This is a genomic window from Methylobacterium brachiatum (assembly GCF_900113845.1).
In the GTDB taxonomy this organism is placed as follows: Bacteria; Pseudomonadota; Alphaproteobacteria; order Rhizobiales; family Beijerinckiaceae; genus Methylobacterium; species Methylobacterium brachiatum.
Genome location: NZ_FOQW01000024.1, coordinates 61,429 through 83,463 on the forward strand (window position 1 = coordinate 61,429; position 22,035 = coordinate 83,463).

At 71.0% G+C, this 22,035-nt stretch carries 18 protein-coding genes; 14 read left to right on the forward strand and 4 right to left on the reverse strand.

The window, feature by feature from the left end; all coding sequences use genetic code 11:
* The first annotated feature begins 63 nt into the window (after positions 1-63).
* From BMZ47_RS24870 to BMZ47_RS24915, 10 genes are all read left to right on the forward strand, one after another.
* Positions 64-549: a VOC family protein gene (locus BMZ47_RS24870; protein WP_091864753.1), complete on the forward strand. Its 486-nt coding sequence runs from the start codon at positions 64-66 to the stop codon at positions 547-549.
* Between the two features lie 158 nt (positions 550-707).
* A complete protein-coding gene (locus BMZ47_RS24875; RefSeq protein WP_091864755.1) occupies positions 708-1,325 on the forward strand; it encodes a hypothetical protein in 618 nt (205 codons plus the stop codon).
* Positions 1,312-1,701, forward strand: coding sequence for a transcriptional regulator (locus BMZ47_RS24880; protein WP_007564651.1), 390 nt, complete (start codon positions 1,312-1,314; stop codon positions 1,699-1,701). Before BMZ47_RS24875 ends, BMZ47_RS24880 begins: the two co-directional genes overlap by 14 nt.
* A gap of 77 nt (positions 1,702-1,778) precedes the next feature.
* Positions 1,779-2,501 (forward strand): di-trans,poly-cis-decaprenylcistransferase, encoded by a 723-nt coding sequence (locus BMZ47_RS24885; protein ID WP_007564642.1) that lies wholly within the window; start codon positions 1,779-1,781, stop codon positions 2,499-2,501.
* Positions 2,502-2,552: 51 nt separating this feature from the next.
* Positions 2,553-3,821 (forward strand): bifunctional phosphopantothenoylcysteine decarboxylase/phosphopantothenate--cysteine ligase CoaBC, encoded by a 1,269-nt coding sequence (coaBC, locus tag BMZ47_RS24890; protein WP_091864757.1) that lies wholly within the window; start codon positions 2,553-2,555, stop codon positions 3,819-3,821.
* 632 nt (positions 3,822-4,453) lie between these two features.
* Entirely contained in the window at positions 4,454-5,668 is a 1,215-nt protein-coding gene (locus tag BMZ47_RS24895; protein ID WP_167369098.1) for a carbohydrate porin, read from the forward strand.
* A gap of 430 nt (positions 5,669-6,098) precedes the next feature.
* Entirely contained in the window at positions 6,099-8,198 is a 2,100-nt protein-coding gene (locus BMZ47_RS24900) for a methyl-accepting chemotaxis protein (protein WP_208601110.1), read from the forward strand.
* A gap of 94 nt (positions 8,199-8,292) precedes the next feature.
* Positions 8,293-8,709, forward strand: a complete 417-nt coding sequence (locus tag BMZ47_RS24905) for an FKBP-type peptidyl-prolyl cis-trans isomerase (RefSeq protein ID WP_007569323.1) — start codon at positions 8,293-8,295, stop codon at positions 8,707-8,709.
* Between the two features lie 37 nt (positions 8,710-8,746).
* Positions 8,747-10,117: a Wadjet anti-phage system protein JetA family protein gene (locus BMZ47_RS24910; RefSeq protein ID WP_091864761.1), complete on the forward strand. Its 1,371-nt coding sequence runs from the start codon at positions 8,747-8,749 to the stop codon at positions 10,115-10,117.
* Positions 10,110-10,736 carry a DUF4194 domain-containing protein gene (locus BMZ47_RS24915; RefSeq protein ID WP_091864763.1) on the forward strand — a complete coding sequence of 209 codons (627 nt, stop codon included), beginning with the start codon at positions 10,110-10,112 and terminating at the stop codon, positions 10,734-10,736. Before BMZ47_RS24910 ends, BMZ47_RS24915 begins: the two co-directional genes overlap by 8 nt.
* Before the next feature lie 113 nt (positions 10,737-10,849).
* On the opposite strand, the gene BMZ47_RS24920 is transcribed toward BMZ47_RS24915, so the two are convergent.
* Entirely contained in the window at positions 10,850-12,526 is a 1,677-nt protein-coding gene (locus BMZ47_RS24920) for a methyl-accepting chemotaxis protein (RefSeq protein ID WP_091864765.1), read from the reverse strand.
* A gap of 173 nt (positions 12,527-12,699) precedes the next feature.
* Here BMZ47_RS24920 and BMZ47_RS24925 point away from each other — a divergent pair, with 173 nt between their 5' ends.
* Positions 12,700-16,137, forward strand: coding sequence for an SbcC/MukB-like Walker B domain-containing protein (locus tag BMZ47_RS24925; protein WP_091864767.1), 3,438 nt, complete (start codon positions 12,700-12,702; stop codon positions 16,135-16,137).
* Positions 16,138-16,201: 64 nt separating this feature from the next.
* Here the strand turns inward: BMZ47_RS24925 and BMZ47_RS24930 are convergent, their stop codons facing one another.
* Both BMZ47_RS24930 and BMZ47_RS24935 read right to left on the reverse strand, forming a co-directional pair.
* Positions 16,202-16,621: a CCDC90 family protein gene (locus BMZ47_RS24930; RefSeq protein WP_091864769.1), complete on the reverse strand. Its 420-nt coding sequence runs from the start codon at positions 16,619-16,621 to the stop codon at positions 16,202-16,204.
* Positions 16,622-16,880: 259 nt separating this feature from the next.
* Positions 16,881-17,096: a hypothetical protein gene (locus BMZ47_RS24935; protein WP_007569315.1), complete on the reverse strand. Its 216-nt coding sequence runs from the start codon at positions 17,094-17,096 to the stop codon at positions 16,881-16,883.
* Between the two features lie 406 nt (positions 17,097-17,502).
* On the opposite strand from BMZ47_RS24935, the gene BMZ47_RS24940 reads away from it, so the two are divergent.
* The 3 genes from BMZ47_RS24940 to BMZ47_RS24950 are packed head-to-tail and all read left to right on the forward strand — an operon-like array spanning position 17,503 to position 19,628.
* Complete coding sequence (locus BMZ47_RS24940) at positions 17,503-18,633, forward strand: S1C family serine protease (RefSeq protein WP_007569313.1); 1,131 nt, start codon at positions 17,503-17,505, stop codon at positions 18,631-18,633.
* Positions 18,630-18,878, forward strand: a complete 249-nt coding sequence (locus BMZ47_RS24945) for a hypothetical protein (protein ID WP_091864771.1) — start codon at positions 18,630-18,632, stop codon at positions 18,876-18,878. Before BMZ47_RS24940 ends, BMZ47_RS24945 begins: the two co-directional genes overlap by 4 nt.
* A 3-nt stretch (positions 18,879-18,881) precedes the next feature.
* The gene (locus BMZ47_RS24950; RefSeq protein WP_007569309.1) at positions 18,882-19,628 is read left to right on the forward strand and encodes a J domain-containing protein; all 747 of its coding nucleotides are present in this window, start codon (positions 18,882-18,884) and stop codon (positions 19,626-19,628) included.
* A gap of 110 nt (positions 19,629-19,738) precedes the next feature.
* Here the strand turns inward: BMZ47_RS24950 and BMZ47_RS24955 are convergent, their stop codons facing one another.
* A complete protein-coding gene (locus BMZ47_RS24955; protein ID WP_091864773.1) occupies positions 19,739-21,211 on the reverse strand; it encodes an SPOR domain-containing protein in 1,473 nt (490 codons plus the stop codon).
* Positions 21,212-22,035: the final 824 nt, after the last annotated feature.

The window sequence follows — 22,035 nt, forward strand, 5'->3', positions numbered from 1 at the left end:
GCACGTCCCGCGAGAAACCCTCTGCGGCGCGGAGTTTTCACGCTTTCACGGACGGGACCGCCGATGACCGCACCGATCCATCCGGAGACCCGCATCGGGCATGTCCACCTCAAGGTCGCCGACCTCGACCGGGCGCTGGGCTTCTATTGCGGCGTGCTCGGCCTCGGCCTGACCCAGCGCTACGGCGAGCGCGCCGCCTTCGTGGCGGCCGGGGGCTACCACCATCATATCGGGCTCAACACCTGGGAGAGCCTCGGCGGGTCGCCGCCGGCGCCGGGCACCACCGGCCTGTACCATCTCGCCCTGCTCTACCCGACCCGGGCCGCCCTGGCGGATGCTCTCCGCCGGGTCGAGGCGGCTGGCATCCCGCTCGACGGCGCCAGCGACCACGGCGTCAGCGAGGCCCTGTACCTGCGCGATCCCGACGGCAACGGCGTCGAGCTGTACCGGGACCGGCCGGAGGCGGACTGGCCGCGGGATCCGGACGGCGCCCTGCGGATGGTCACGGCGCGGCTCGATCTCGATGCTCTCCGCCGCGAAATCGGGTGATTACAACTCTTAGGTAGAATTCACCCGGCATTGGCCTCGACCAGGCGGTCCGATGCTGAGAAAAAACGGTATCATCACCCGGCGAATTGGCTTGCGGTGGCCGGGGCCCACCGGTACTTTGCAGTGCAAAGCATGATGCAGCGCGGGGGCTGGAGCTCATGCAGGACCTGGACAAGGCGTTGGCCGACATCGTGGCGATCCGCTCGCAGATCGCCCGCGACACGGCGTTCCGCGGGTTGGGGGCCGCCACCGTCGCCGGGACGGGCGGCCTGGCGCTGGCCTGCGCGGTCGGCCAGGCCCTCTGGCTCGGCGACCCTTCCGTGCGGCCGGTCCTGTTCTTCGGCCTCTGGATCGCCGCCGCCCTGGTGGCCTTCGCGCTGATCGGGGTCGAGGCTGTCCGGCGCAGCCGCAGGCTGCATTCCGGCCTCGCCGACGCGATGGTGTGGAACGCCATCGAGGTGTTCCTGCCCGCCGCCGGCACCGGGGCCTGCCTCGCCCTGGTCATCGCCCGCTTCGCGCCGGCCGAGATCTGGATGCTGCCCGGCCTCTGGCAGGTCCTGGTCGGCCTCGGCCTGTTCGCCTCGGCGCGGATCCTGCCCCGGGCGGTCCAGGGGGTGGGCGCCTGGTACCTGCTCACCGGCCTGGCCGTGCTCGCCGTCTCGGCCGAGAGCCATGCCCTGTCGCCCTGGGCCATGGGGCTTCCCTTCGTGGTCGGCCAGATCTGGCTGGCCGGCATCATCCATCGCGGCGCCCGGGCCTTCGATGATGACCTCTGACCGCGACGACGGCCGCTTCTCCTACGAGGGGCTCGACCGGATCATCCACGAGCGGGCCCGGCTCAGCGTGCTGACCTCCCTGGTGGCCCATCCCAAGGGCCTGCCCTTCCCCGACCTCAAGCGCCTGTGCGGGCTGACCGACGGCAATCTCAGCCGGCACCTCGCGGTGCTCAGCGAGGCCGACCTGGTGAGCCTGGAGAAGGGCTTCGCCCTCAACCGCACACAGACAATCTGCCGCATGACGCCAACCGGGCGCAGGCGTTTCATTGGCTATCTCGGCGTGCTCGAGCAGGTCGTTCGCGACGCCGCCTCTGCGGCGGAGCGAAGTCCCGAGGGCGGGGTGCGCGGCCTCGATCCGGCCACGAAACCGGCCTGAGACCGCCGGATCGCGCAGAGATTGTCAACGCAAACCGAATAAACCTCAGCGATACGCCCATGCCGGGAGACTTTACGATGCAAAGCGAAGCGGGGCCGGGGGGGCTGCACGCCGCGATCATCATGGACGGCAACGGGCGCTGGGCGACGCAGCGCGGCCTGCCGCGGCTCGCCGGCCATCATCGCGGCGTCGAGGCGATCCGGCGCACCGCCGAGGCCTGCCCGGATCTCGGCATCGGCACGCTCACGCTCTACGCCTTCTCGGCCGATAACTGGCAGCGGCCGGACGACGAGGTCGGCGGCCTGATGCGCCTGCTGCGCTCCTACCTGCGCAACGAGACCCAGCGGCTCGCACGCACGGGCACCCGGCTGAGCGTCGTCGGCCGGCGCGACCGCCTGCCCCGGGGCATCCCGGAGGCGATCGCCGCCGCCGAGGAAGCCACGGCGGCCGGCACCCGCCTGCACCTGCGGATCTGCGTCGACTATTCCGCCCGGGACGCGATCATCGCGGCCGCGCAGGCTCTCCAGGGCGCCGACGCCACCCGCGAGAGCTTCGGCGCCCTGGTCGCCGGACAGATGCACGGCTCGCCGGTGGACGTCGATCTTGTGATCCGCACCGGCGGCGAGCAGCGGCTCTCGGACTTCCTGCTCTGGGAGGCGGCCTATGCCGAGCTCCACTTCACCGACCGGATGTGGCCCGATTTCGGCCCGGACGATCTCGCCGCCGCGGTGGCCGACTTCGCCCGCCGGGATCGGCGCTTCGGCGGCCTGAAGACGGCGGCGGTCCCGGCGGCGGCCTGATCCCCCGCGCCCGCTTGACGGGCGCGCCGCCTCAGGCAGAGGCTTCCCGCCATGACCGAGACCCTCGCCCGCCGCCGCATCCTGCTCGTCATCGGCGGCGGCATCGCGGCCTACAAGGCCCTCGACCTGATCCGGCGCCTGCGCGAGCGCGGCGCCAGCGTCTGCCCGGTGCTGACCGCCGGCGCGCAGGAATTCGTCACGCCCCTGGCCGCCGCGGCGCTCGCCGGTGAGCGGGCCCATACCGACCTGTTTGACCGGGCCGAGGAGGCCGATATCGGCCATATCAAGCTGGCCCGGCAGGCGGATGCCGTCGTGGTGGCGCCGGCCACCGCCAACCTGATGGCCCGCATGGCCGGCGGCCACGCCGCCGACCTCGCCACCACGATCCTGCTGGCCACCACCCTGCCGATCCTGATCGCCCCGGCCATGAACGTGCAGATGTGGGCGCATCCGGCGACCCGCCGCAACCGCGCCACCCTGGAGGCCGACGGCGTGCGCCTCGTCGGGCCCAATGCCGGCAAGATGGCCGAGGCGGAGACCGGTCCCGGCCGCATGGCCGAGCCCAACGAGATCGCCGACGCCCTCGAGCGGATGCTGGAGGAGGCCGGCGCCGAGGCGCCGGGTCTCGGCTTCCTGTCGGGCCGCCCGGGTACGGCGGCGCGCCCGCTCGCCGGCCGGCGCGTGCTCGTGACCTCCGGGCCGACCCACGAGCCGATCGACCCGGTGCGCTACCTCGCCAACCGCTCCTCCGGCCGCCAGGGCCACGCCATCGCGGCCGCCGCCGCCGAGGCCGGCGCGACCGTGACACTGGTCTCCGGGCCGGTCGCGATCCCGGATCCGGCTGGCGTCCGCGTCGTCCGCGTCGAGACCGCCCGGGAGATGCTGGTCGCCGTCGAGGCGGCCCTGCCCGTCGACATCGCGGTCTTCGCCGCCGCGGTCGCCGACTGGCGCCCGGAGGTCGAGGCCGGCTCGAAGAAGATCAAGAAGGACGGCACCGGCCCGGCGCCGCTGCCGCTGGTCGAGAATCCCGACATCCTGTCCACCGTGTCGCATCTGGAGGCCGGGCGCCCGCCCCTGGTGGTCGGCTTCGCCGCCGAGACCGACACGGTGCTGGACCATGCCCGGGCCAAGATCGCCCGCAAGGGCTGCGACCTGATCGTCGCCAACGACGTGTCCGCCGCTTGCGGCGTCATGGGCGGGACCGACAACACGGTCCACCTGATCCATCGCGACGGCGCGATGGAGACCTGGCCGCGCCTCGGCAAGGACGAGGTCGCGCGCCGGCTCGTCGTGCATTTAGCCGGCATGCTGACGCGCTGAGCCGGAATCGGACCCGCCGGACGCACCGATCGCCGTCGATTTCGCCGCCGGTGTTGCTGCGAATCCTCGCCTGTTGCGAGGCTCTTCGGGCTTTGTAAAGCCGGCTGCCGATCGGGGCGGTGCGGGCGATGTCCGATGCGAATGCGGTCACGGCCGGCATTGTCGCGGGCGAATGATCGTCTCGCATCTCTATCGGGTCGTGCGAGCTCCGTATTGATGGAAGAAATCGTATTGAAACCCGTTTGTCTGTGCGCAAAATCTGCCAGTCTTCCCAAATAAGAGCACGACATCGAATTCCAATGCTTTGTCGATTGAAGATAAGTCGACAGTAAAGGCTTGAAATCTGCGGTTTTACGAGGCTGTAAGCCCATGGCGCCGAACAGAAAACTGTCGGCTCGGGGGCGTTATGGATCATGAACCGTAGACTTCTTTCGGGATGGGCAGCCGCTTTGCTGGTCATCGGTGCAAGTCCGTGTATCGGACTGGCTCAAGCACAGCCTTCGGCACCCCAAAACGCGGACGAATCAACGATCATACCGGAGCCGAACGCACCCCAGCGGCTGCCCCTCGATCGACCGTCGACGCCCGCGCCGACCACGCAGCCCGCCGTGGGGTCAGCGGATCCGCGGAGCGTGAGCCCGAAATTCGGCCTGCTCGGCAATCTCGGCGGCGTCCGCGACACGCTCTGGGAGCACGGGATCCTGCTTAACCTCGGCTACGTCTACGAGGGCGCCACCAACGCGGCCGGCGGGACCCGCACGCTGGCGCGCGGGGCCGCCCAGTTCACCGCCAAGGGCCTGTTTGATTTCGAGAAGATGTTCGGCCTGGAGGGCGGCTCGGGTGTGGTCACGCTGAGCCAGCGGCATGGCCGCGACCTGACCCTGGACGCGCATCTCGGTACGCAGACCAGCGTCGAGGAGATCTACGGCCGCAGCCGCATCTGGCGGCTGAGCCAGTTCTGGTACGATCAGAAGTTCGGCCCGTGGGTCGACCTGAAGATCGGCCGGATGCCGTCGGGCGACGATTTCGCCGGCTTCGCCTGCGAGTTCCAGCTCAACGCCCTGTGCGGCGCCCCGACCGGCAAGATCGCCGGCAACTACATCTACAACTTCCCGGTCAGCCAGTGGGCGACCCGCCTGCGCGTCGGCACGGCGGATACCGCCTACGTCCAGGTCGGCGCCTACCAGGTCAATCCGGACAACCTTGTCGACGGCTTCAGCTTCAACTTTAGCAAGGGCACCGGCGCGCTGATCCTGTCCGAGGCCGGATGGTTCCCGAAATTCGGGGGCTCGGGCTACGCCGGCAGCTACAAGGTCGGCGGCTGGTACGAGACCAGCGGCGGCAACGACGTCTACCTGAACGACCGGCGCTTGCCCTTCGCCCAGTATCGCGGCCAGCCGCTGCACCATGACGGCCGCAACGGCCTGTATTTCGTCGGCGTCCAGGAGGTCTACCGCCCGGATCCCGCCAACACCGTCCGCAACGTCTCGGCCTTCGTCCGGGCCGTCGCCAGCGACCGGGACACGTCGGTGTATTCCGCCCAGGTGACGAGCGGGCTCGTCTACAAGGGCTGGTGCGCGGAGCGGCCGAACGACTGGATCGGGCTCGGCGTCGGCCAGACGACCCCGAATCCCCGGGCGGTCGAGGCCATCGAGCAGGGCAACCTGATCAACCGGACCAACCGCCGGATGCCGGCGCAGGAACGCTTCGTCGAGGCCTTCTACAGCATCGCCGTGACCGACAACGTCGTCGTGCGGCCCAACATCCAGTACATCACCCGGCGCGCGACGCCGGAGCACAAGCCCGACGTCGTGGTGTTCGGCCTGACCTCGCTCATCACCTTCTGACTCGTCGCCCCGCAAGCCGCCCGCCGGCTCGCGGGGCGATCGACCCCACGAGGCATCGTCGCGGACCGGACATCCGCGACGCTGTTGTCGTTGGCGGGGCGTCGCGCTTCCCCTTGGAACGGGGGCGGTCTCGCCTGTCGCGGGACTGTCTCACCGCGTGAGGCCGCCGGAATCGACCGACCCCCCTTCGGCGCAATGACCAGTGACCAGTTGGATTTCGATCGTAAAGCCTGTGTTAAAATGCTTGTGTGCGGATCGATTTTGACGAAACCATCCAGTTAGATCTGATAATTTCCTGTTTTTTCCCGGATTAATTTCCAATCTGATGCGCCGTCCGAGCGCGGTTGCTGCAGGCTAAATTTAAGAGCGATCGACAAATGCGGTTGTATAGGACATCACCGCACCACCATTGGGCTGTTGGAGTTGTGCGATGATCCGTTTGCAGAATATTTCAATCCGATCGACAATGAGCGTGGTATTCTTCGTCTTAGGTTTGATCATCTTCACCTACGCGACGAACGCACTTCTCGGGGCGCGGAGCCAGGCTGTTCAATCCGAGGCCGGCATCTCGCTTGTGCGGGCAAGCCGGGCTCTGCTCCAGACCCTCTACGCGACGCGGCTGGAGCGAGGTGCCACCCTCCAGTTCCTTGCCGCTGACCAACCCATCGATACGGAATCATTGTCCTCATTCCACGCGGAACGGCAGCGCTCTGTCGCCGGCATGACTGAGTCGACGGCCTTGGTGGGTGACCTGGACGTCCCATCCGTCGCGGCGACACTCGGCGCGCTTCAGGCGGCGCGCGAGCGCATCGAACGTCTTCGGCCCCGGGTCGACGCGGCCCTCAAGGTATCGAAGGCCCAGCGCGACACCACAATTGTACCGGAGGCGCAAACGGCCTTTTTGGGCATGCTGGACACCCTGACGGCGACGATGGACGCGGTCGATACCGCGGTCCCGCGATCGGATACGCTCCTTGCGCGTGACCTCGCCCTGAAAAGGGCGGCTTGGGCGACCCGCATGGCCGTCGGAGCCGTTTCCTTGCGGATCCAGACCTCCTTGTCAGCCGGTACGCCTTGGTCGCTGACCGAGACTGTGTCTGCCGCTGAGGAGCGCGGCCGCCTCGACGCGACATGGAAAATAGCGACGGAAACCGCAATCGACCTCTCCGACAGGGTCCGAGCGGCCTTCGAGAAAGCCCGCGCAAGCAACTTTGAGGGGGCGCCCCTTGCCCGCAGGCTCGCCGTCTCAACCGCACTCGCTCAGCACGAACCGCCGGGAGTCACGGTTCAACAGGTCCGGAAGTTCGATACACCGGACCAAGCCACTTTGGTGGACCTCGCCTTCGCATGCCTCGATGAGATGATTGCGCGCGCCGAGACTCTGGCTCAGGAGGCACGCGGCGACTTGATCCGCAACGTCGCGGCTTTGTTGGTCTCTGCTTTACTCGTCGCTCTCGGCCTAGTCGCCTTGTTCCGTTTCGTGCTGAAACCGATCCGGACCATGACCGGGACCATGCAGGTGCTCGCTGACGGCGATACATCCGTCGAAGTGCCCTTCCGCGACCGCGGCAACGAGATCGGCGCGATGGCGCGGACAGTCCAGGTGTTCAAGGACAATTTGATCCGCACACGGACGCTCGAGGACGAGACCGCCCGGGCGCGGCGCGCCGCCGAGGAGCAGCGCAAGGCCGGCATGCGCCAGATGGCCGAGGCGTTCGAGCAGGCGGTCGGCGGCATCATCGGTCAGGTGTCGTCCTCGGCGACCGAGCTGCAGGTCACCGCCCAGGCGATGACCGCGACTGCCTCGCAGACTGCCAGCCAATCCACCACGGTGGCGGCCGCGGCCGAGCAGGCGGCCAGCAACGTCAACACCGTGGCGGCGGCCGCCGAGGAGCTGGGCGTGTCGGTGCAGGAGATCGGGCGGCAGGTCGACGGGTCCGCCAAGCTGGCTGTGGGGGCCGCTGCCGAGGCCGGGCAGACTGGAACCCTGGTGCAGGAGCTGAGCATGGCGGTCGGCCGGATCGGTGACGTGGTCGGGCTGATCTCGAACATCGCCGGGCAGACCAACCTGCTGGCGCTCAACGCGACCATCGAGGCGGCCCGGGCCGGGGATGCGGGCCGCGGCTTTGCCGTCGTAGCCTCCGAGGTGAAGGCGCTGGCCGAGCAGACAGCCAGGGCCACCGAGGAGATTTCCGGCCAGATCGCCGGGATCCAGGCCTCCACCGGCGGCGCCGTGACGGCGATCGGCGCGATCACGGCGCGGATCCAGGAGATCAGTGGCGTGGCGACCTCGATCGCGGCGGCGGTGGAGGAGCAGGGCGCGGCGACCCAGGAGATCGTGCGCAATGTCGGCCAGGCGGCGGCGGGCACCGGCGAGGTGACGAGCAACATCGCGGGCGTCGCCGGTGCCGCGGACGAGACCGGCCGGGCGGCGGGCCAGGTGTTGAGCGCGGCGACCGAGCTGTCGCGCCAATCCGAGCATCTCACCGCCGAGGTCGCCCGCTTCCTCGACACCGTCCGGGCCGCCTGATCGCCGATCGCCCGCCTCCCTGGCCTGGACCGGCCCGAGTCGATAGAAGGCCCCCGACGGCCGGCGCGCACGGCGCCGGCTCCAGGGAGAAACCATGCCTCGCCTGTCCCTCATCGCCGGAGCCGCGTTCATCGCCATGACAGCAGCCGCGAATGCCGAGATCGTCACCCTGCCCTCGGGCCTGAAGTACCAGGACGAGGTCGTGGGCACCGGGCCCGAGCCGAAGGCCGGCCAGCAGGTCACCGTGCAGTACACGGGCTGGCTCGACGAGGGCGGCAAGAAGGGCAAGAAGTTCGATTCCTCTCGGGACCGCAACCAGCCCTTCAGCTTCCCGCTGGGCGCCGGCCAGGTCATCAAGGGCTGGGACCTCGGCGTCGCCACGATGAAGACCGGGGGCAAGCGCACCCTGATCATCCCGCCGGAGCTCGGCTACGGCGCCCGCGGCGCCGGCGGCGTGATCCCGCCGAACGCCACGCTGATCTTCGACGTCGAGCTGCTCGGCGCGAAGTAAGGTCTTCGCTGCGCGAGCGCGAGAGAGTCCCGAAAGAATGCTGTTCGCGCAGCTGCCCGACGAGCTGTTCAAGCCCCTGGCCTCCCCGAGCCGGGGCTTCAACGCGGCCCTGCTGCTGCACCTGCACCGGCGCGTCCTCGGGGCCGAGCCGGTGCGCAAGGCCGAGTTGCTGGCCGAGATCGGCGATTTCGCCGCCGGCTGGAGCGACCCCGAGATCCTGGGCGACGAGCCGATCTCCGCCGACCCGGCCGAGCGGCGCAACGCCCTCTACCGCCGTCTCCTCGACACCGGCTGGCTGATCGAGCGGCGCGAACGCTACGTGCCGGTGGTCGAGTTCGACCCCGAGGCGCGCCTCCTGCTCGAGGAGCTGTCGCGCCTGGAGCGCGGCGAGACCCGCTCGTATGGTGGCGCGGTGCTGGAAGTGCTGGGCGGCCTCGAGAGCGCCGTCTCCGATCCGGCCAACCGATCCGAGGCGCTGTCGAATGCCGCGCGGGCGTCCGCCGCCTTCCTGGCCCATGTCCGTGGCCTCGCCGCCGGCATGCGCAAGGTCGAGGAACGGATCCTGCGCGAGCCCGACCGGGCCAAGACCTTCCGGCTGTTCTTCGAGGATTTCGTCGAGCGCCACCTGATCAGCGACTACCGGACGCTGCACACCCGCTTCAACCCGTTCCGGTTCCGGGCCAGCGTGGTCCGCGAGGCCGGCCGGGCCCTGCGTAACGCCCTCACGGTCCGGGCGCTCGCCGAGGGCCTGATCCGCGAGGGCCGCAGCCCCGATCTCGACACCGCCCAGCGGGCGGTCCGGGCGGATCTCGCCCAGATCCTCTCGGTGTTCGAGGGGCTCGACAACCATCTCGACGCGGTCGATGCCGTGGTGGCGCGCCTGGAGCGGCGGATCGGCGCCGCGCTCCACGCCATGGACCGGCCGGACCCGACGGGAATCGAGCGCACCGCCGCGATGCTGCGCGCCGTCGGCGCCGCCGAGGTGGCGCCCGACGTGCCGCCGGTGGTGTCGCTGCTGCGGCCGCCGATCGGCCAGGCCCACCTGCAGACGCCCCGCGCCCGCCGCAGCGCCATCGATGTCGAGCCGCTGCCGGATGTCGATTACGACCCCGCGGTCGACGCCTTCGCGCTCGCCAAGGCCGAGTTCCGCCGCCGGACCACCGTGACGCCGGAGAGCATGACCGCCTTCGTCGAGGCGCGGCTCGGCAAGGCCGTGTCGCTGCGCGGCTCGCAGATCACGATCGAGGGGGTTGACGACTTCGTGGTGTTCCAGCGCCTGCGCGAGATTGATGTGCTGTTCGATGCGCGGCTGCGCGACCGCTACGCCGTGGTCCGGCTGCCAGAGCGGCTGGCCAATGGCTGGCTGGATTGCCCGGATTTCGTGTTGGAGCGTCGCGTCGGTGCTTGAGGGGTTTCGCGCGATCATCGACGGCGACGAGCCGCCGCCGCCGGGGGCTCGGGCGCCCGATGCCGAGGAGCTGTGCCGCGCCCTGCAGGTGATGCTCAAGGGCCAGGTGATCTACGCCGACACGCCCGGCATCGGCCGCTCCTACGAACTCGCGCGGCACTACGCGCCGTTCTTCACCGACTATTTCGCCTGCCTCGGCTACGCGCTCACGGTCTCGCACCGCGACCAGATGGTCTCGCTGAGCCCGGCTGCGGACGCGCCCCGGCACGACATCGCCTCCGAGCGCCTGCGCAAGGACGAGACCCTGGTGCTTCTGGCGCTCCGGCTGCTCTACGAGGAGGGATTGCGCGACAACCGCGTCGGCACCGACGGGATCGTCGAGTGCACCACCGACGAGATCGTGGAGAAGATCCGCGCGGTGGCGCGCAACGAGCCCCCGGAAGAGGGCCGGCTCGCCGACATCCTCCGCCTCTATGCCCGCCGCGGCGGCCTCAGGATGGGCGAGCGCGACCGGGTCGAGCGGGTGACGCCGCTGTCGCTGCTGCCGGGTCTGGCGGTGCTCGCCTCCGACGCCTGGCTCGAGCGCCTGCGGGCGTGGTCGGAAGCCGGGGAGCTCTGAAACCGGACCTCCCCGTCATGGCGCGCGCAGCGAAGCAACCCCGGGCGGCGCGCGATCCCCGAAGGTGACGTTTCTGGGTTGCTCGGCTGCGCTCGCCATGACGGCGTGATCCTTCAGGCCGCCCGCACCGTCGCCAGAAACCGCGCCACCTCGTCCCCGAGCTGCGACGCCTGGCGGGCCATCTCGGAGGCCGAGTCGAGCACTTGGCCCGCGGCGTTCCCGGTCGCCTCGGCGGCGCCGGCCACGCCGGTGACGTTGGCGGTCACCGCCTCGGTGCCGGACGCTGCCTGCGTGACGTTGCGGACGATCTCCTGGGTCGCCGCGCCCTGCTGCTCGACCGCCGCCGCGATCGCGGTCGCCATGCCGCTGATCTCGCGGATGCGGGCGGCGATGCCGTCGATCGCGCGCACCGCCTCGTCGGTCGAGCCCCGGATCGCGCCGATCTGGGTCGCGATCTCGGCGGTGGCGCGGGCGGTCTGGGCGGCGAGCGCCTTCACCTCGGTGGCGACCACCGCGAAGCCGCGCCCCGCCGCGCCGGCCCGGGCCGCCTCGATCGTCGCGTTGAGCGCCAGCAGGTTGGTCTGGTCGGCGATCGAGGAGATCAGGGTCACGACCTCGCCGACCCGGTGCGCCCCGCCGCTCAGCGCCTGGACCAGCTGCGCGGTCGCGGCCGCCTCGTGGACGGCGGTCTGGGCTAGATCCGCCGAGGACCCGACCTGGCGGCCGATCTCGTCGACCGTGGAGCCGAGCTGCTCGGCCGCCACCGCCACGGTGGTGACGTTGGTGGAGGCCTGCTCGGCCGCCGCGGCGGCGCTGGTTGACTGGCCGGCGGTCTGGGTCGCCGTGGCGCTCAGCCCCTGGGCAGTGGCCTGCAGCCGGGTCGCCGCCGCCGCGACCGAGCCGACGATGCCGCCGATCGCGGTCTCGAACCGGTCGGCCAGCATGTGCGTCGCCTCCCGGCGCTGGGTCTCGGCCTCGACGCGGGCCCGGGCCGCCTCGGCCTCGAGGGCGCGGGCGTGCAGCAGGTTCTGCCGGAACACCGCGACGGTGGCCGACATGGCGCCGATCTCGTCCCGCCGGGACGCGTAGGGGATCGCCGCCTGCGTGTCGCCGTCGGCCAGGCGACGCATCGCCCGGGTCATGATGGTGATCGGCCGCGACACGCCGACGAAGCTGTAGAGCGTCGCCCCCAGGGCGATCAGCAGCGTGACGCCCAGCATGATCACGGTCGAGCGGACGGCCTCCGCCTGGCTCCGGCGGGCGTTCCGGCCGGCCTCGTCGCCGGCCTTGATGTTCATCTCGGCCAGCGCGTGCGCGGCCCCCGCGGCGGCGACGTAATGGCCGTTCATGCTGCCGCGGAAATACGCCATCGCGGGTTCGCGCTGCTCGAGGGTGAAGCCGCGCAGGCGCTCCCAGTCGTAGTGCTGGATCTTGAGCTTGGCGAGCAGGTCGTCGAACAGGGCCTTCTCCTCGGGCGAGGCGATCAGCGCCCGGTAGGCCTCGACCTTGGCGTTCCGCTCCCGGGTGAGCGCGTCGACCTCCTTCACGGTGAGCTGCCGCTCGGTCTCCGCCGCCGCGGTGACGAAGCGCACCTGCGCGAGCCGTGTCCGGATCACCAGGGCCTCGATCGCCTGCGCCTCGTTCATCGACAGAACCGCGTGGTCGAGCAGCGTAGCGAGCTGCCGGTCCAGGGCGACCATCTTATGGATCGCGAATCCCCCCTGAAGCGCGGCGGCCAGGAGGAGGAGAGCGAAGAGGCCGCTCAATTTGAGCTTCAGGCTGGCGCGCATGATTTTTATCGATCCCCCCGGACGGGAACGATACCGGCGCCGAATTGTCTGACAAGTGGTCGATCGCGTCGGCGGTGACAGGCGGGCGCCGGCAACACCGAAGCTTGCATGCGCGGCCGAACCCGGCCAACTGGGCCGCGCGTCTTCCTGCAGCGTCCCGGCCTCCCGACATCGTGTACGTCCTCACCGATATCGCCATCTCCAATTGGTACCTGATCCGCCGCGAGCAGATCCGCCTGCGGGGCGCCGCCGCCCTGGTGGGGCCGACCGGGGCCGGCAAGTCCACGATCTTCGACGCGGTCGGCACGGTGCTGGCCGGCAACAATGCCAGCCGGCTGGCGCTCAACGCCTCCGCCTCCGGGCGCAGCGCCCGCACGGTGCGCGACTATTGCCTGGGCTGGATCAGCGACCCGGCCGAGGGCGGCCGGCCGACGCGGGAATCCTGCGAGACCGTGCTGGCCCTGGTGTTCGAGAACCCGGCCTCGGGCCGTACCGTCACGGTCGGGCTGGCGCTCGCCGCCCGGGCCGTGGAGCCGCGCGAGACCGTGCTGTCGCGGTTCATCGCGGTCGGCCACCGGTTCGAGATCGCCGATTACGCCCGCACCGCCCCGGGCGGCAGCTACACGGCGCCGTGGAGCGAGATCGCCGCCGACCTGCGCGCCCGGGCGGCGAGCTTCACCGAATACCGCACCTCCGGCGAACGCTTCACCGCCGACATCCTGGCGACCCTGCGGGAGGGTGCGCCCTCCCCCGAGCCCCGGCACTTCCTGCGCAGCTTCGCCAACGCGGTGGCGTTCAAGCCGATCTTCGACACCAGCGCCTTCGTGCGCGCCTTCGTGCTCGACCCGGAACCGCTGGATGTCGAGCGGGTGCGGCTCTCTATCGCCAATTGGCGCCGCCTGCTGGAGACGATCGGCGAGCTGGAGAGCCGGCTCGCCCGGCTGCGCCGCCTGCGCGACCGCTACGATGCTTGGAGCGAGGCGGTGCTGGCCGCCGCAGCCCATGAATTCCGGGCGGCCTGCGCCGAGCTGCGCCGCCGCAGCCTCGACCTCACCGCGGTGCGGCTGCGCCTGCGCGAGGGCGCTGATACGCTGCGGATCGCCCGGGAGCGCGTCGCGGCGAGCCGCGGGCACGTGCGCGAGATCGACGGCGAGATCGCCGAGAAGAAGGCCCTGCTCGCCGGCAGCGCCGCGGAGGGGCGGCTGGCCGCCTCGACGCTCGGCCTGTCGATGCTGGAGCGGGACCGGAAGGAGCTGGTCGCGCGGGTTTCCGACCTCGTCGGCCTTGTGGGCCAGATGGGCAAGCTCCAGCCGGTCGCCCCGATCCTGCGCCAGGCCTGCCCGCCGGCGGCGCGGCTCGCGGAATCCTGCGCCCGCGCCGGCCTGCGCCGGGAATCGTCGCCCGAGGAGATCCTGCGCCCGGACGGGCCCCTGGCCGAGCTGATCGACGGCCTGGCGCGCCTGCCCGAATTCGACGAGGCCCTGGAGCGGGCGGCCGAGGATGCCGCGCTCAAGGCCCGCGCCCAGGAGAGCGAGGCCGAGCGCACCGCGCCCCGCACCGGGGGCGGCTCGGCCGCACGCTTGTCCTCCGACACGGTTGCGTTCCGCGGCGAGCTGGAGCGGCGCGGGATCGAGGCCCTGCCGATCTGCGAGCTGGCCGAGATCGTCGATCCGACCTGGGGGCCGGCGCTCGAAGGCCTGCTCGGCCGCGCTCGCGAGGCCCTGGTGGTCTCCCCGGATCGGCTGAGCGAGGCCCTGGGCGTGCTCCAGTCGGGCCGCGACCGGTTCCACCGCTGCATCCTGGTCAAGACCACCGACACCGCCAAGCAGCGCTCGCGCCGCTACGATGACGGGCCGCTCACCGTGATCGAGACGAGCGACCCGCACGCGGAGGCGTTCCTGGGGGTGCGGCTCGGCGGTTACGACCTCGCCCGGGACGATGCCGAGCTGGCCCGGCTGTCGCGCGCCGTGGCGCCGAGCGGCCGGACCACCGCCGGCATGGCCTATTCGGTCACCCGCAACGTCGACCTGCTGATGACCCGCGGCCATCGCGGCCCCACGGTCGACAGCCGCCGCGCGCACGAGGCCGCGGTCGCCGAGGCACGGCGGCTGCGCGGGGAGGCCGCGGTCCTGCGCGAGGCCGCCCGTACCGCTGCGGCGGTACGGGCGCGCATCGCCCGCGGCCTCGACGACATCGACGCCCTGCGGGGCGAGCTCGACGGGCTGGAGGGACGGCGGCGCACGCTCCAGACCGAGCGCGAGGGCATCGAGAAGCGCGACAATGCCGGCCTGACCGCCGAGATCGCGGCGCTGACCACCGAGCGGGTCGGCTACCTCCGGGAATTGTCCGAAGAGCTGGAGCCGAAGCTCGACCGCCTGCTCGCCGACGAGGCGGCCTTGCGGGCGCGCCTCGGGCCCGTGCGCGAGGCGGCCCGGGCCGCCCTGGCGGCGCGGCGCTCGGCCCTGCGGCAGGTCATGGGCGGCGACGCGGCGCGGGTGCGCCTCGCCCGCTCCGAGCCGTTCAGCGTCGGCGTGATCGCGGAGGCGCGGGGTGCCCTCGCGGGCCTCGACGCCAAGGCCGCCGGCACGCGGGCTGCGACGGAGCGCGGCCTTGCCCGGGAGGCCGCCGAGGCGGCCCGCTCGCACGGTCGGATCGCCGAGCGCGAGTTGACCGAGGCCTGCTCGGCCTGGCGGGTCGAGAATCCGTTGAATGCCGGCGACGCCCCGGCGATCGACGGCTACGCCTGGGTCCGGCGGGAGTACGAGGCCGTGGAAGGCCACGAGCTGCGCCGCTACCGCGCCCAGGCCGAGCGGGCCGAGGTCGAGATGCGCCGGCTCATGACCGAGGATCTGCTGACCCGCCTGGCCGACCGGTTCGAGCGGGTCCATGCCCGGCTCGCGGCCCTGAACGAGCGGCTCTCGGCGCGCAGCTTCACCGGCCAGACCTACGCGTTCGAGGCGGCGGTGGACCGCCGCTACGCCGCCGTCCACGCGCTGGCCACCGAGACCGCCCGCTCGCCGGAGGCCGCGCAGGCGCTGCTGGCGGGCGAGACCGAGGGTCCGATGGCTGCGGCTCTGGAAGAGATCACCGCGCTGATCGCCGGCCAGGAGGATGCGGCCCGGCTCGCCGATTATCGCAACTACTTCGTCTACGAGATCGGCATGAAGGACGCGGCCGGCAACCGCACCACTATGTCGGCGCGGGCCCTGCGCGGTTCCGGGGGCGAGGCGCAGGCGCCGTTCTACGTGGCGATCGCGGCCTCGCTCGCCAGCGCCTATTACCCGGGCGACCGGCCCGGCGACGAGAATCCGGGGCTGGGGCTCTGCCTGCTCGACGAGGCGTTCTCGAAGCTCGACGTGCGCAACAGCCAGGCCCTGGTCGATCTCTACCGCGCCTGGGGGCTGCAACTGCTGATCGCCGCCCCCGAGGACAAGCGCACGACGCTGACCGAGGTGATGGACACCATCGTCACCGTCTACAAGAGCCCGGACCTGACGTCGGTGCGGATCGAGGCCGAGCATCCGCTGGAGGCGGCGCGCCGGGCGCTGCACGCGATCAATCCGGAGCAGGTCGGGATCGAGGGCTTCCGCCGCTCGAACGCGGCGGAGTGACCGGCGGGGCACTGACCGCGATCCCCGGTATCCCCGCTGTTTCGGGCGCCGCGCGCCTCTCCGCTCAGTGAAAGCCCCGCGCCAGGGCCACGACGCCCCCGACGATCACGAGCGCTTGGAACCCGATGGAGCTAATCATCCACTTGATGATCTCAGCCTTCGTCTCGGCGAGGTCGGCCTTGGTGGCCAGCCGCAAGGTCTCGATGTCGGACTTCGTGGCAAGCCGCAGCGCCTCGATATCCGTCCTGACCGCGGCAATGTCGGTCTTGGTGGCCAGCCGCAAGGTCTCGATGTCCGATTTCGTGGAGAGCCGCAGCGCCTCAATGTCCGTTCGGACCCCGGCGATGTCGGTCTTGGTCGCCAGATCGTTCTGGATCGCCTCCGCGATGGCGTCGGCCAGACCCTCGGCCTGTTCCGAGGACATCTTGGCCTTGTCGCGGAGCGTGCGGACGAACCGCAGGGTGTCGAAGGCAACGGCGGTCACGGACGCGGCTCGCACTCTCAAGACGAGACTTGCCCAAAGTGCAGCTTCAGGCCCCGTTCGTCTAGCCTATGAGCGGCCTTGGGGCACGGGCGACGTGGCCTGGGCACCTCGGTCGACCGCATCGCCGTCATGCGATGCGTGTGGCGCGACCGTTCGGTAATTCGTCACGGCGCCGCCGATCTGCGGGGCTCTGCGCTGCGAGGACCCCCGCGGGTCGATCCTCTTCGCGCAAAGCCGCTTTCGGATCCGCAGAAATCGCTCAGTTCAGGTAGGTGCGGATCCAGTTCGGGGAGAGGATCTCGCCTTCCTCGGTGATGATCCAGGGCTGCTTGGCCGGATCGGTCAGGGCGCCGGCGGCGGCGGCGATCGCCTCGCGCAGGGTGCCGTACCGCTCGGGCTGGGCCAGCGGGGTGCTCGCCGGGGCCGTGCGCCAGATCGTGAGATCGGCCGGGCGTTCGAGAGCTTCGGTTTCCATGAGTCCTTATCCTTCCGAACCGTTTGGGACCGTTCAGATCCCCACCATCCGGTCGAGCCGGCCTGCTGCGGGGGCTGAAAGGCTGAGAGTCAATGCAAGCATCTCTGCGGCAGCTTTGCGATCAATTTGGGCATTTAAGGCATCAGCATCTAGTCCTAACGCGCAGGAAAAGGTGCGGTACCGTGTTCCATGTCCAAACCGGTCGTGTCTGATCCGCCGTGAACTTGCGAGAATTGTGGCCATCGATAGATGACCATTCCGTTAGCCAATGCGTGGCGGTATCCGAGGTGCGCCAGGACACGTCCGGAGCACCGCGGCGACCGCCCTCTATCCGTGTTGACGCCCTGATCCTGAACGCGCACTTAAGACCCGCGCCCGCCCCGGGGCCCTGACTGGAGACTCGCCCTTGCCGGACCGTACCGTGCGCATCCTGGCCGCCGCGGTTCTGGTCCTTCTGGCCCTCTACGTCGCGCAGCCCTACCTGCAGCCGCTGCTCTATTCGGCCGATGCGCCGCGGGTGATCGCGGCCCGGGGCGATCTGGCACAGTCCGAGCAGACCACCGTGGCGCTGTTCGAGCGGGCGAGCCCGTCCGTGGTCCACGTCTTCGCGCAGAGCGCCGCCACCGGCCGCGACCTGCTCGACCCGGACGACGAGGGCGGCGAGCAGAGCGGCACCCAGACCGGGACCGGCTTCGTCTGGGACGGCGCCGGCCACGTCGTGACCAACACCCATGTCGTGCAGAACGCCGCGCGCTCGGGCGGCTCGGTCTCCGTGCGGATGAGCGACGGCGAGGTCGTGTCCGCGACCCTGGTCGGGCTGGCGCCGTCCTACGACCTGGCGGTCCTCCGGCTCGGGCGCGTGACCAAGATGCCGCCGCCGTTGGCGATCGGGTCGTCGGAGGATCTCAAGGTCGGCCAGTCGACCTTCGCGATCGGCAACCCGTTCGGCCTCGACCACACGCTGACCACCGGCGTGATCAGCGCCGTGCGCCGGCGGATGCCGACCAGCGCCGGGCGGGAATTGTCCGGCGTCATCCAGACCGATGCGGCGATCAACCCCGGCAATTCCGGCGGCCCGCTGCTCGATTCCGCCGGCCGGCTGATCGGCGTCAACACCGCGATCGTCTCGCCCTCGGGAGCCAGCGCCGGGATCGGGTTCGCGATCCCCGTCGACGTGGTCAACCGCGTCGTCCCGGAGCTGATCCGGGTCGGCCGGGTGCGAAATCCCGGCATCGGCATCATCGCCGCCCAGGAGGCGGCCTCAGCGCGCCTCGGGATCGACGGCGTGGTCGTGCTGCGGGTCCTGCCCGGCTCCCCGGCCGCGCAGGCGGGCTTGCGCGGCGTCGATCCGCAGACCGGCGACATCGGCGACGTGATCGTCGGCGCCAACGACCGGCCGGTCCATCGCCTCGCCGACCTCACGGCGGCGATCGCGGAGGCCGGGCTGGGCGCGCCCGTGACCCTCAAGGTCGAGCGCGACGGCCGGATCCGGGAGATCCGGATCACCACCGCCGAGGTCGCGGAGAACCGCCGGTGAGACGCCTCGCGTTCCTCGCTCTCGCCGGGCTGATCGCCGTGGGCGCCGCGGCCGCCGAGCAGCCGGTGCGCTCGCGCCTCTGCCCGGAGGACCTGTCCGAGGGCGTGCGCCTGCCGCCGCGGCCCGGATGCGACGCGGCGGCGCCCAAGCCGCCCCCGGCCCGGCGCGGCTTCTACGACCTCGGCGGCGGCACGACGGTTCAGATCGGTGGCCGCGTCGGCGCCGAGTTCGGCGCGCGGCGATAATTGATGGTCCTGTTTGCGGTCCTTCTGGCCGGCCTCACGCTCTGGTGGCTCTCGAAGAACGACGACGGCCTCGGCCGCCGGCTCGGACGCGCCTTCGGCAAGGGCCTCGGTGCCCTCGTCGGTACGGTCCGGCCCCAGAAGGTCGGCGGCGTCCTCGCCCTCGCGGCGGCGGGGTTCCTGCTGCTGCACGGGAACTTCGTGCTCGCGGCCCTGCTCGGCCTCGGCGGCATCTGGATGATCGAGGGGCAGGCGGCGATGAACGCGCGCCTGATCCCGCTGCTCAGGCCCTTCGTCGACCGGGGGCGTCGGCACCGGACGGCGCTGATCGACATCCGGGTGCGGGCGGACGGCAGCCTCAGCGAGGGCCGGGTGATCGCCGGGCCCCGGGCCGGGGCCTGGCTCGACGCCTTGGCGGTGGCGGTCGTGATCGAGCTGCTCGCGACCTGCCGCCAGAGCGACCCCGAAGGCGCCGCCCTGCTAGAGCCGTATCTCGACCGCCGGGCGCCCGGCTGGCGTGTAGACGCTGAGGGCGATCGTGACCCGCGGCCGGGACGCCCGGCGTATCCAGGGGCGATGACGCAGGAGGAGGCGTACCAGATCCTGGGGCTTCAGCGCGGGGCGACCGCTGAGCAGGTCCGGACGGCCCACAGGTCGCTGATGAAGCTCACCCACCCCGACCAGGGCGGAAGTGCCGAGAGGGCGGCGCGGGTTAACGCGGCCCGAGACAGGCTTTTGAACCGACATCGCTGAACTCCACGCGCGTTGTCAGATACTTACTGATTCGCAGCCGCGGGCAAACACAGCCGCGACTCCGCCGTGTCGGCGCACCCGTCGGGCGCGACGCTGGTTGTTGAGGTGGTTCAGCTGCGGGTTGCGAAGCAGCTGAAGCCGCTGCGCTTCAGGGCCGTGCAGGCATCCTGTGCGGCGTCCTGCTCCGAGAAGCCGGAAAAGCGGGCGCGGTAGAGCGTGGTCCCGCCATGCTCGACCTTGACCGTGTAGGGCGCCGCCTTGGACAGGCTGCCCCCGGCCTTGGCGCGCGCCTCGGAGAGCATCGAGCGGGCCTTGGCCTCTTCGTCCATGGCCCCGAGCTGGATCACCCAGGCGGTGGGGACGACGCGGGTTCCGGTGATCGCCTTCGGCGGCTCGTCGCGCTCCGAGGACGCCATCCGGGCCACGGTCTTCGACGCGCCGGGGAACGGCGCCTGTGCGCTGCTGGTGCCGGCATAGGCCTGAGCGGCCTTCGGCAGGGCCTGGGGGCCGGGCTTCCAGGTGCCGCCCGGCGTCGTGGTCGCCCGGGAGGGCGTGATGTCCAGGGGCTCGCCGGTGGTGCCGGTGGTCTCGACGTCGTCGTCGTCGGCCGAGGCGACCTGCGTGCGGGTGCGCGAGACCGCGTCCGCCACGACCGCGGGGCGGGCGCGCTCGGCGACCTCGGTGACCGGCGGCGCCTGGCGGGCGCCGGCAAAGGCCCGCGGCAGGCTGGAGCGGACGAGGTCGGCCATGATCCGGTCGCGGCTGGCGCCCGACTTGCCGCCGAGCACGATCGCCACGATCTGGCGGCCCTCGGATTTGGCCGCCGTCATCAGGTTGAAGCCGGAATCGCGGGTGTAGCCGGTCTTGATCCCGTCCACGCCCTGGACGTTGCCGAGCAGGTGGTTGTGGTTGCCGATCACCCGGCCGCGGAACGCGAAGGAGCGGGTCTGGAAGTAGCGGTAATAGTGCGGGAACCGGTCCTGGATCGCCCGGGCCAGGACGGTCAGGTCCCGGGCGGTGGTGAGCTGGTCGGGATCCGGCAGGCCCGACGCGTTGGCGTAGCGCGTCCGGCTCATGCCGAGCGCATGCGCCTTGGCGGTCATCATCTGGGCGAAGCGCTCCTCGGAGCCCGCGATGTTCTCGCCGATCGCGCAGGCCACGTCGTTGGCCGACTTGGTGACGATCGCCTTGATCGCGTCCTCGACCGTGATGGTCTGGCCGGGGCGCAGGCCGAGCTTCGAGGGCGCCTGGGCGGCGGCGTGGGCCGAGATGGTCAGGTCGGAATCCAGGGCGAACTTGCCGCGCTCCATCTGCTCGAACAGCATGTAGAGCGTCATGACCTTGGTGATCGAGGCCGGGTGGCGCAGTGCGTCCTCGTTGACCGCGTGCAGCGTCTTCCCGCTCTTCACGTCCACCACCATGGCGGCGTAGGGCGGGTTGTAGCCGCCGCTGGCCGCGTGGTGATGGTGATGCCGCCCGCGCCGGGCCTCGGCCGGGGCGGCCAGGGCGGTCAGGACCGCGGCGGCCGCCAGGGCGGCCGGCAGCGCGGGGATCGTCCGGGAGCGGCCTACAACGCTACGCATCACGCCTGATTGCCTCGCGAGACCGGCTCTGGCCGGTCGTATCTCTGGTGCTGGCCGACGCTGGCTGCGTGGCCCCGCTGCATCGTTTGAGAATTAGGCGGGTGCAGTTACAGGCCCGTTAATGCGAACCCCGCGACTTCCGAATCGTGTCGGTCCGGGCGCGGCTTGACGATGGCGGATGCGACGCACAATCTTCGGGCAGACCCGGTTTCGCCGCCGGACTCGGCCGAGTCGGGCCGGCCCGGCGACGGCAAGCTGGAGGCCGGCCATGCAGCGATCCCCCGCCCTCCCCGACACCCACGCGATTCACACGCCGCGGGCCGGATTTCTTATGGCTTGGCGGGGCGTCCGGTTCGCGGTTCACGCGTCCCTTCCCTCCCCCCTCTGCGGGGGAGGGTGGCCCGCGAAGCGGGTCGGGAGAGGGGAGCGCCGTATCCGGAGAGGGCGCCACGGAGGTGAAATCCTGCTGCGTCGCGCTGCCCCTTGTATCTGGCGGTCGGCCCTTTGGGATGGTGAGATGAGGGCTGCGCGAGGGTCGGTGGCCGCCGACCCTCGCGCGCGGTCTCTGACGCCCGTCCCCCCTCAGGCCACAACCGTGGGAGAGCTTTGGGACCGGAGGCCGCCTCGTCACGCACGACCGGACAGTCGCTCGACAGCCCGTCGCATGGACAAGGCAGGTTACCGTGACAGACATCATCTGTGGAGTGGATGTCGGCGCCGCCACGCTGGATGCCCGCATTGGCCGCCACGGTCCGTGGCGACAGGTCGCCAACACCCCGGACGGCCATGCCGAACTCGCGACGTTCTGCCGGGAGCATGGGGTC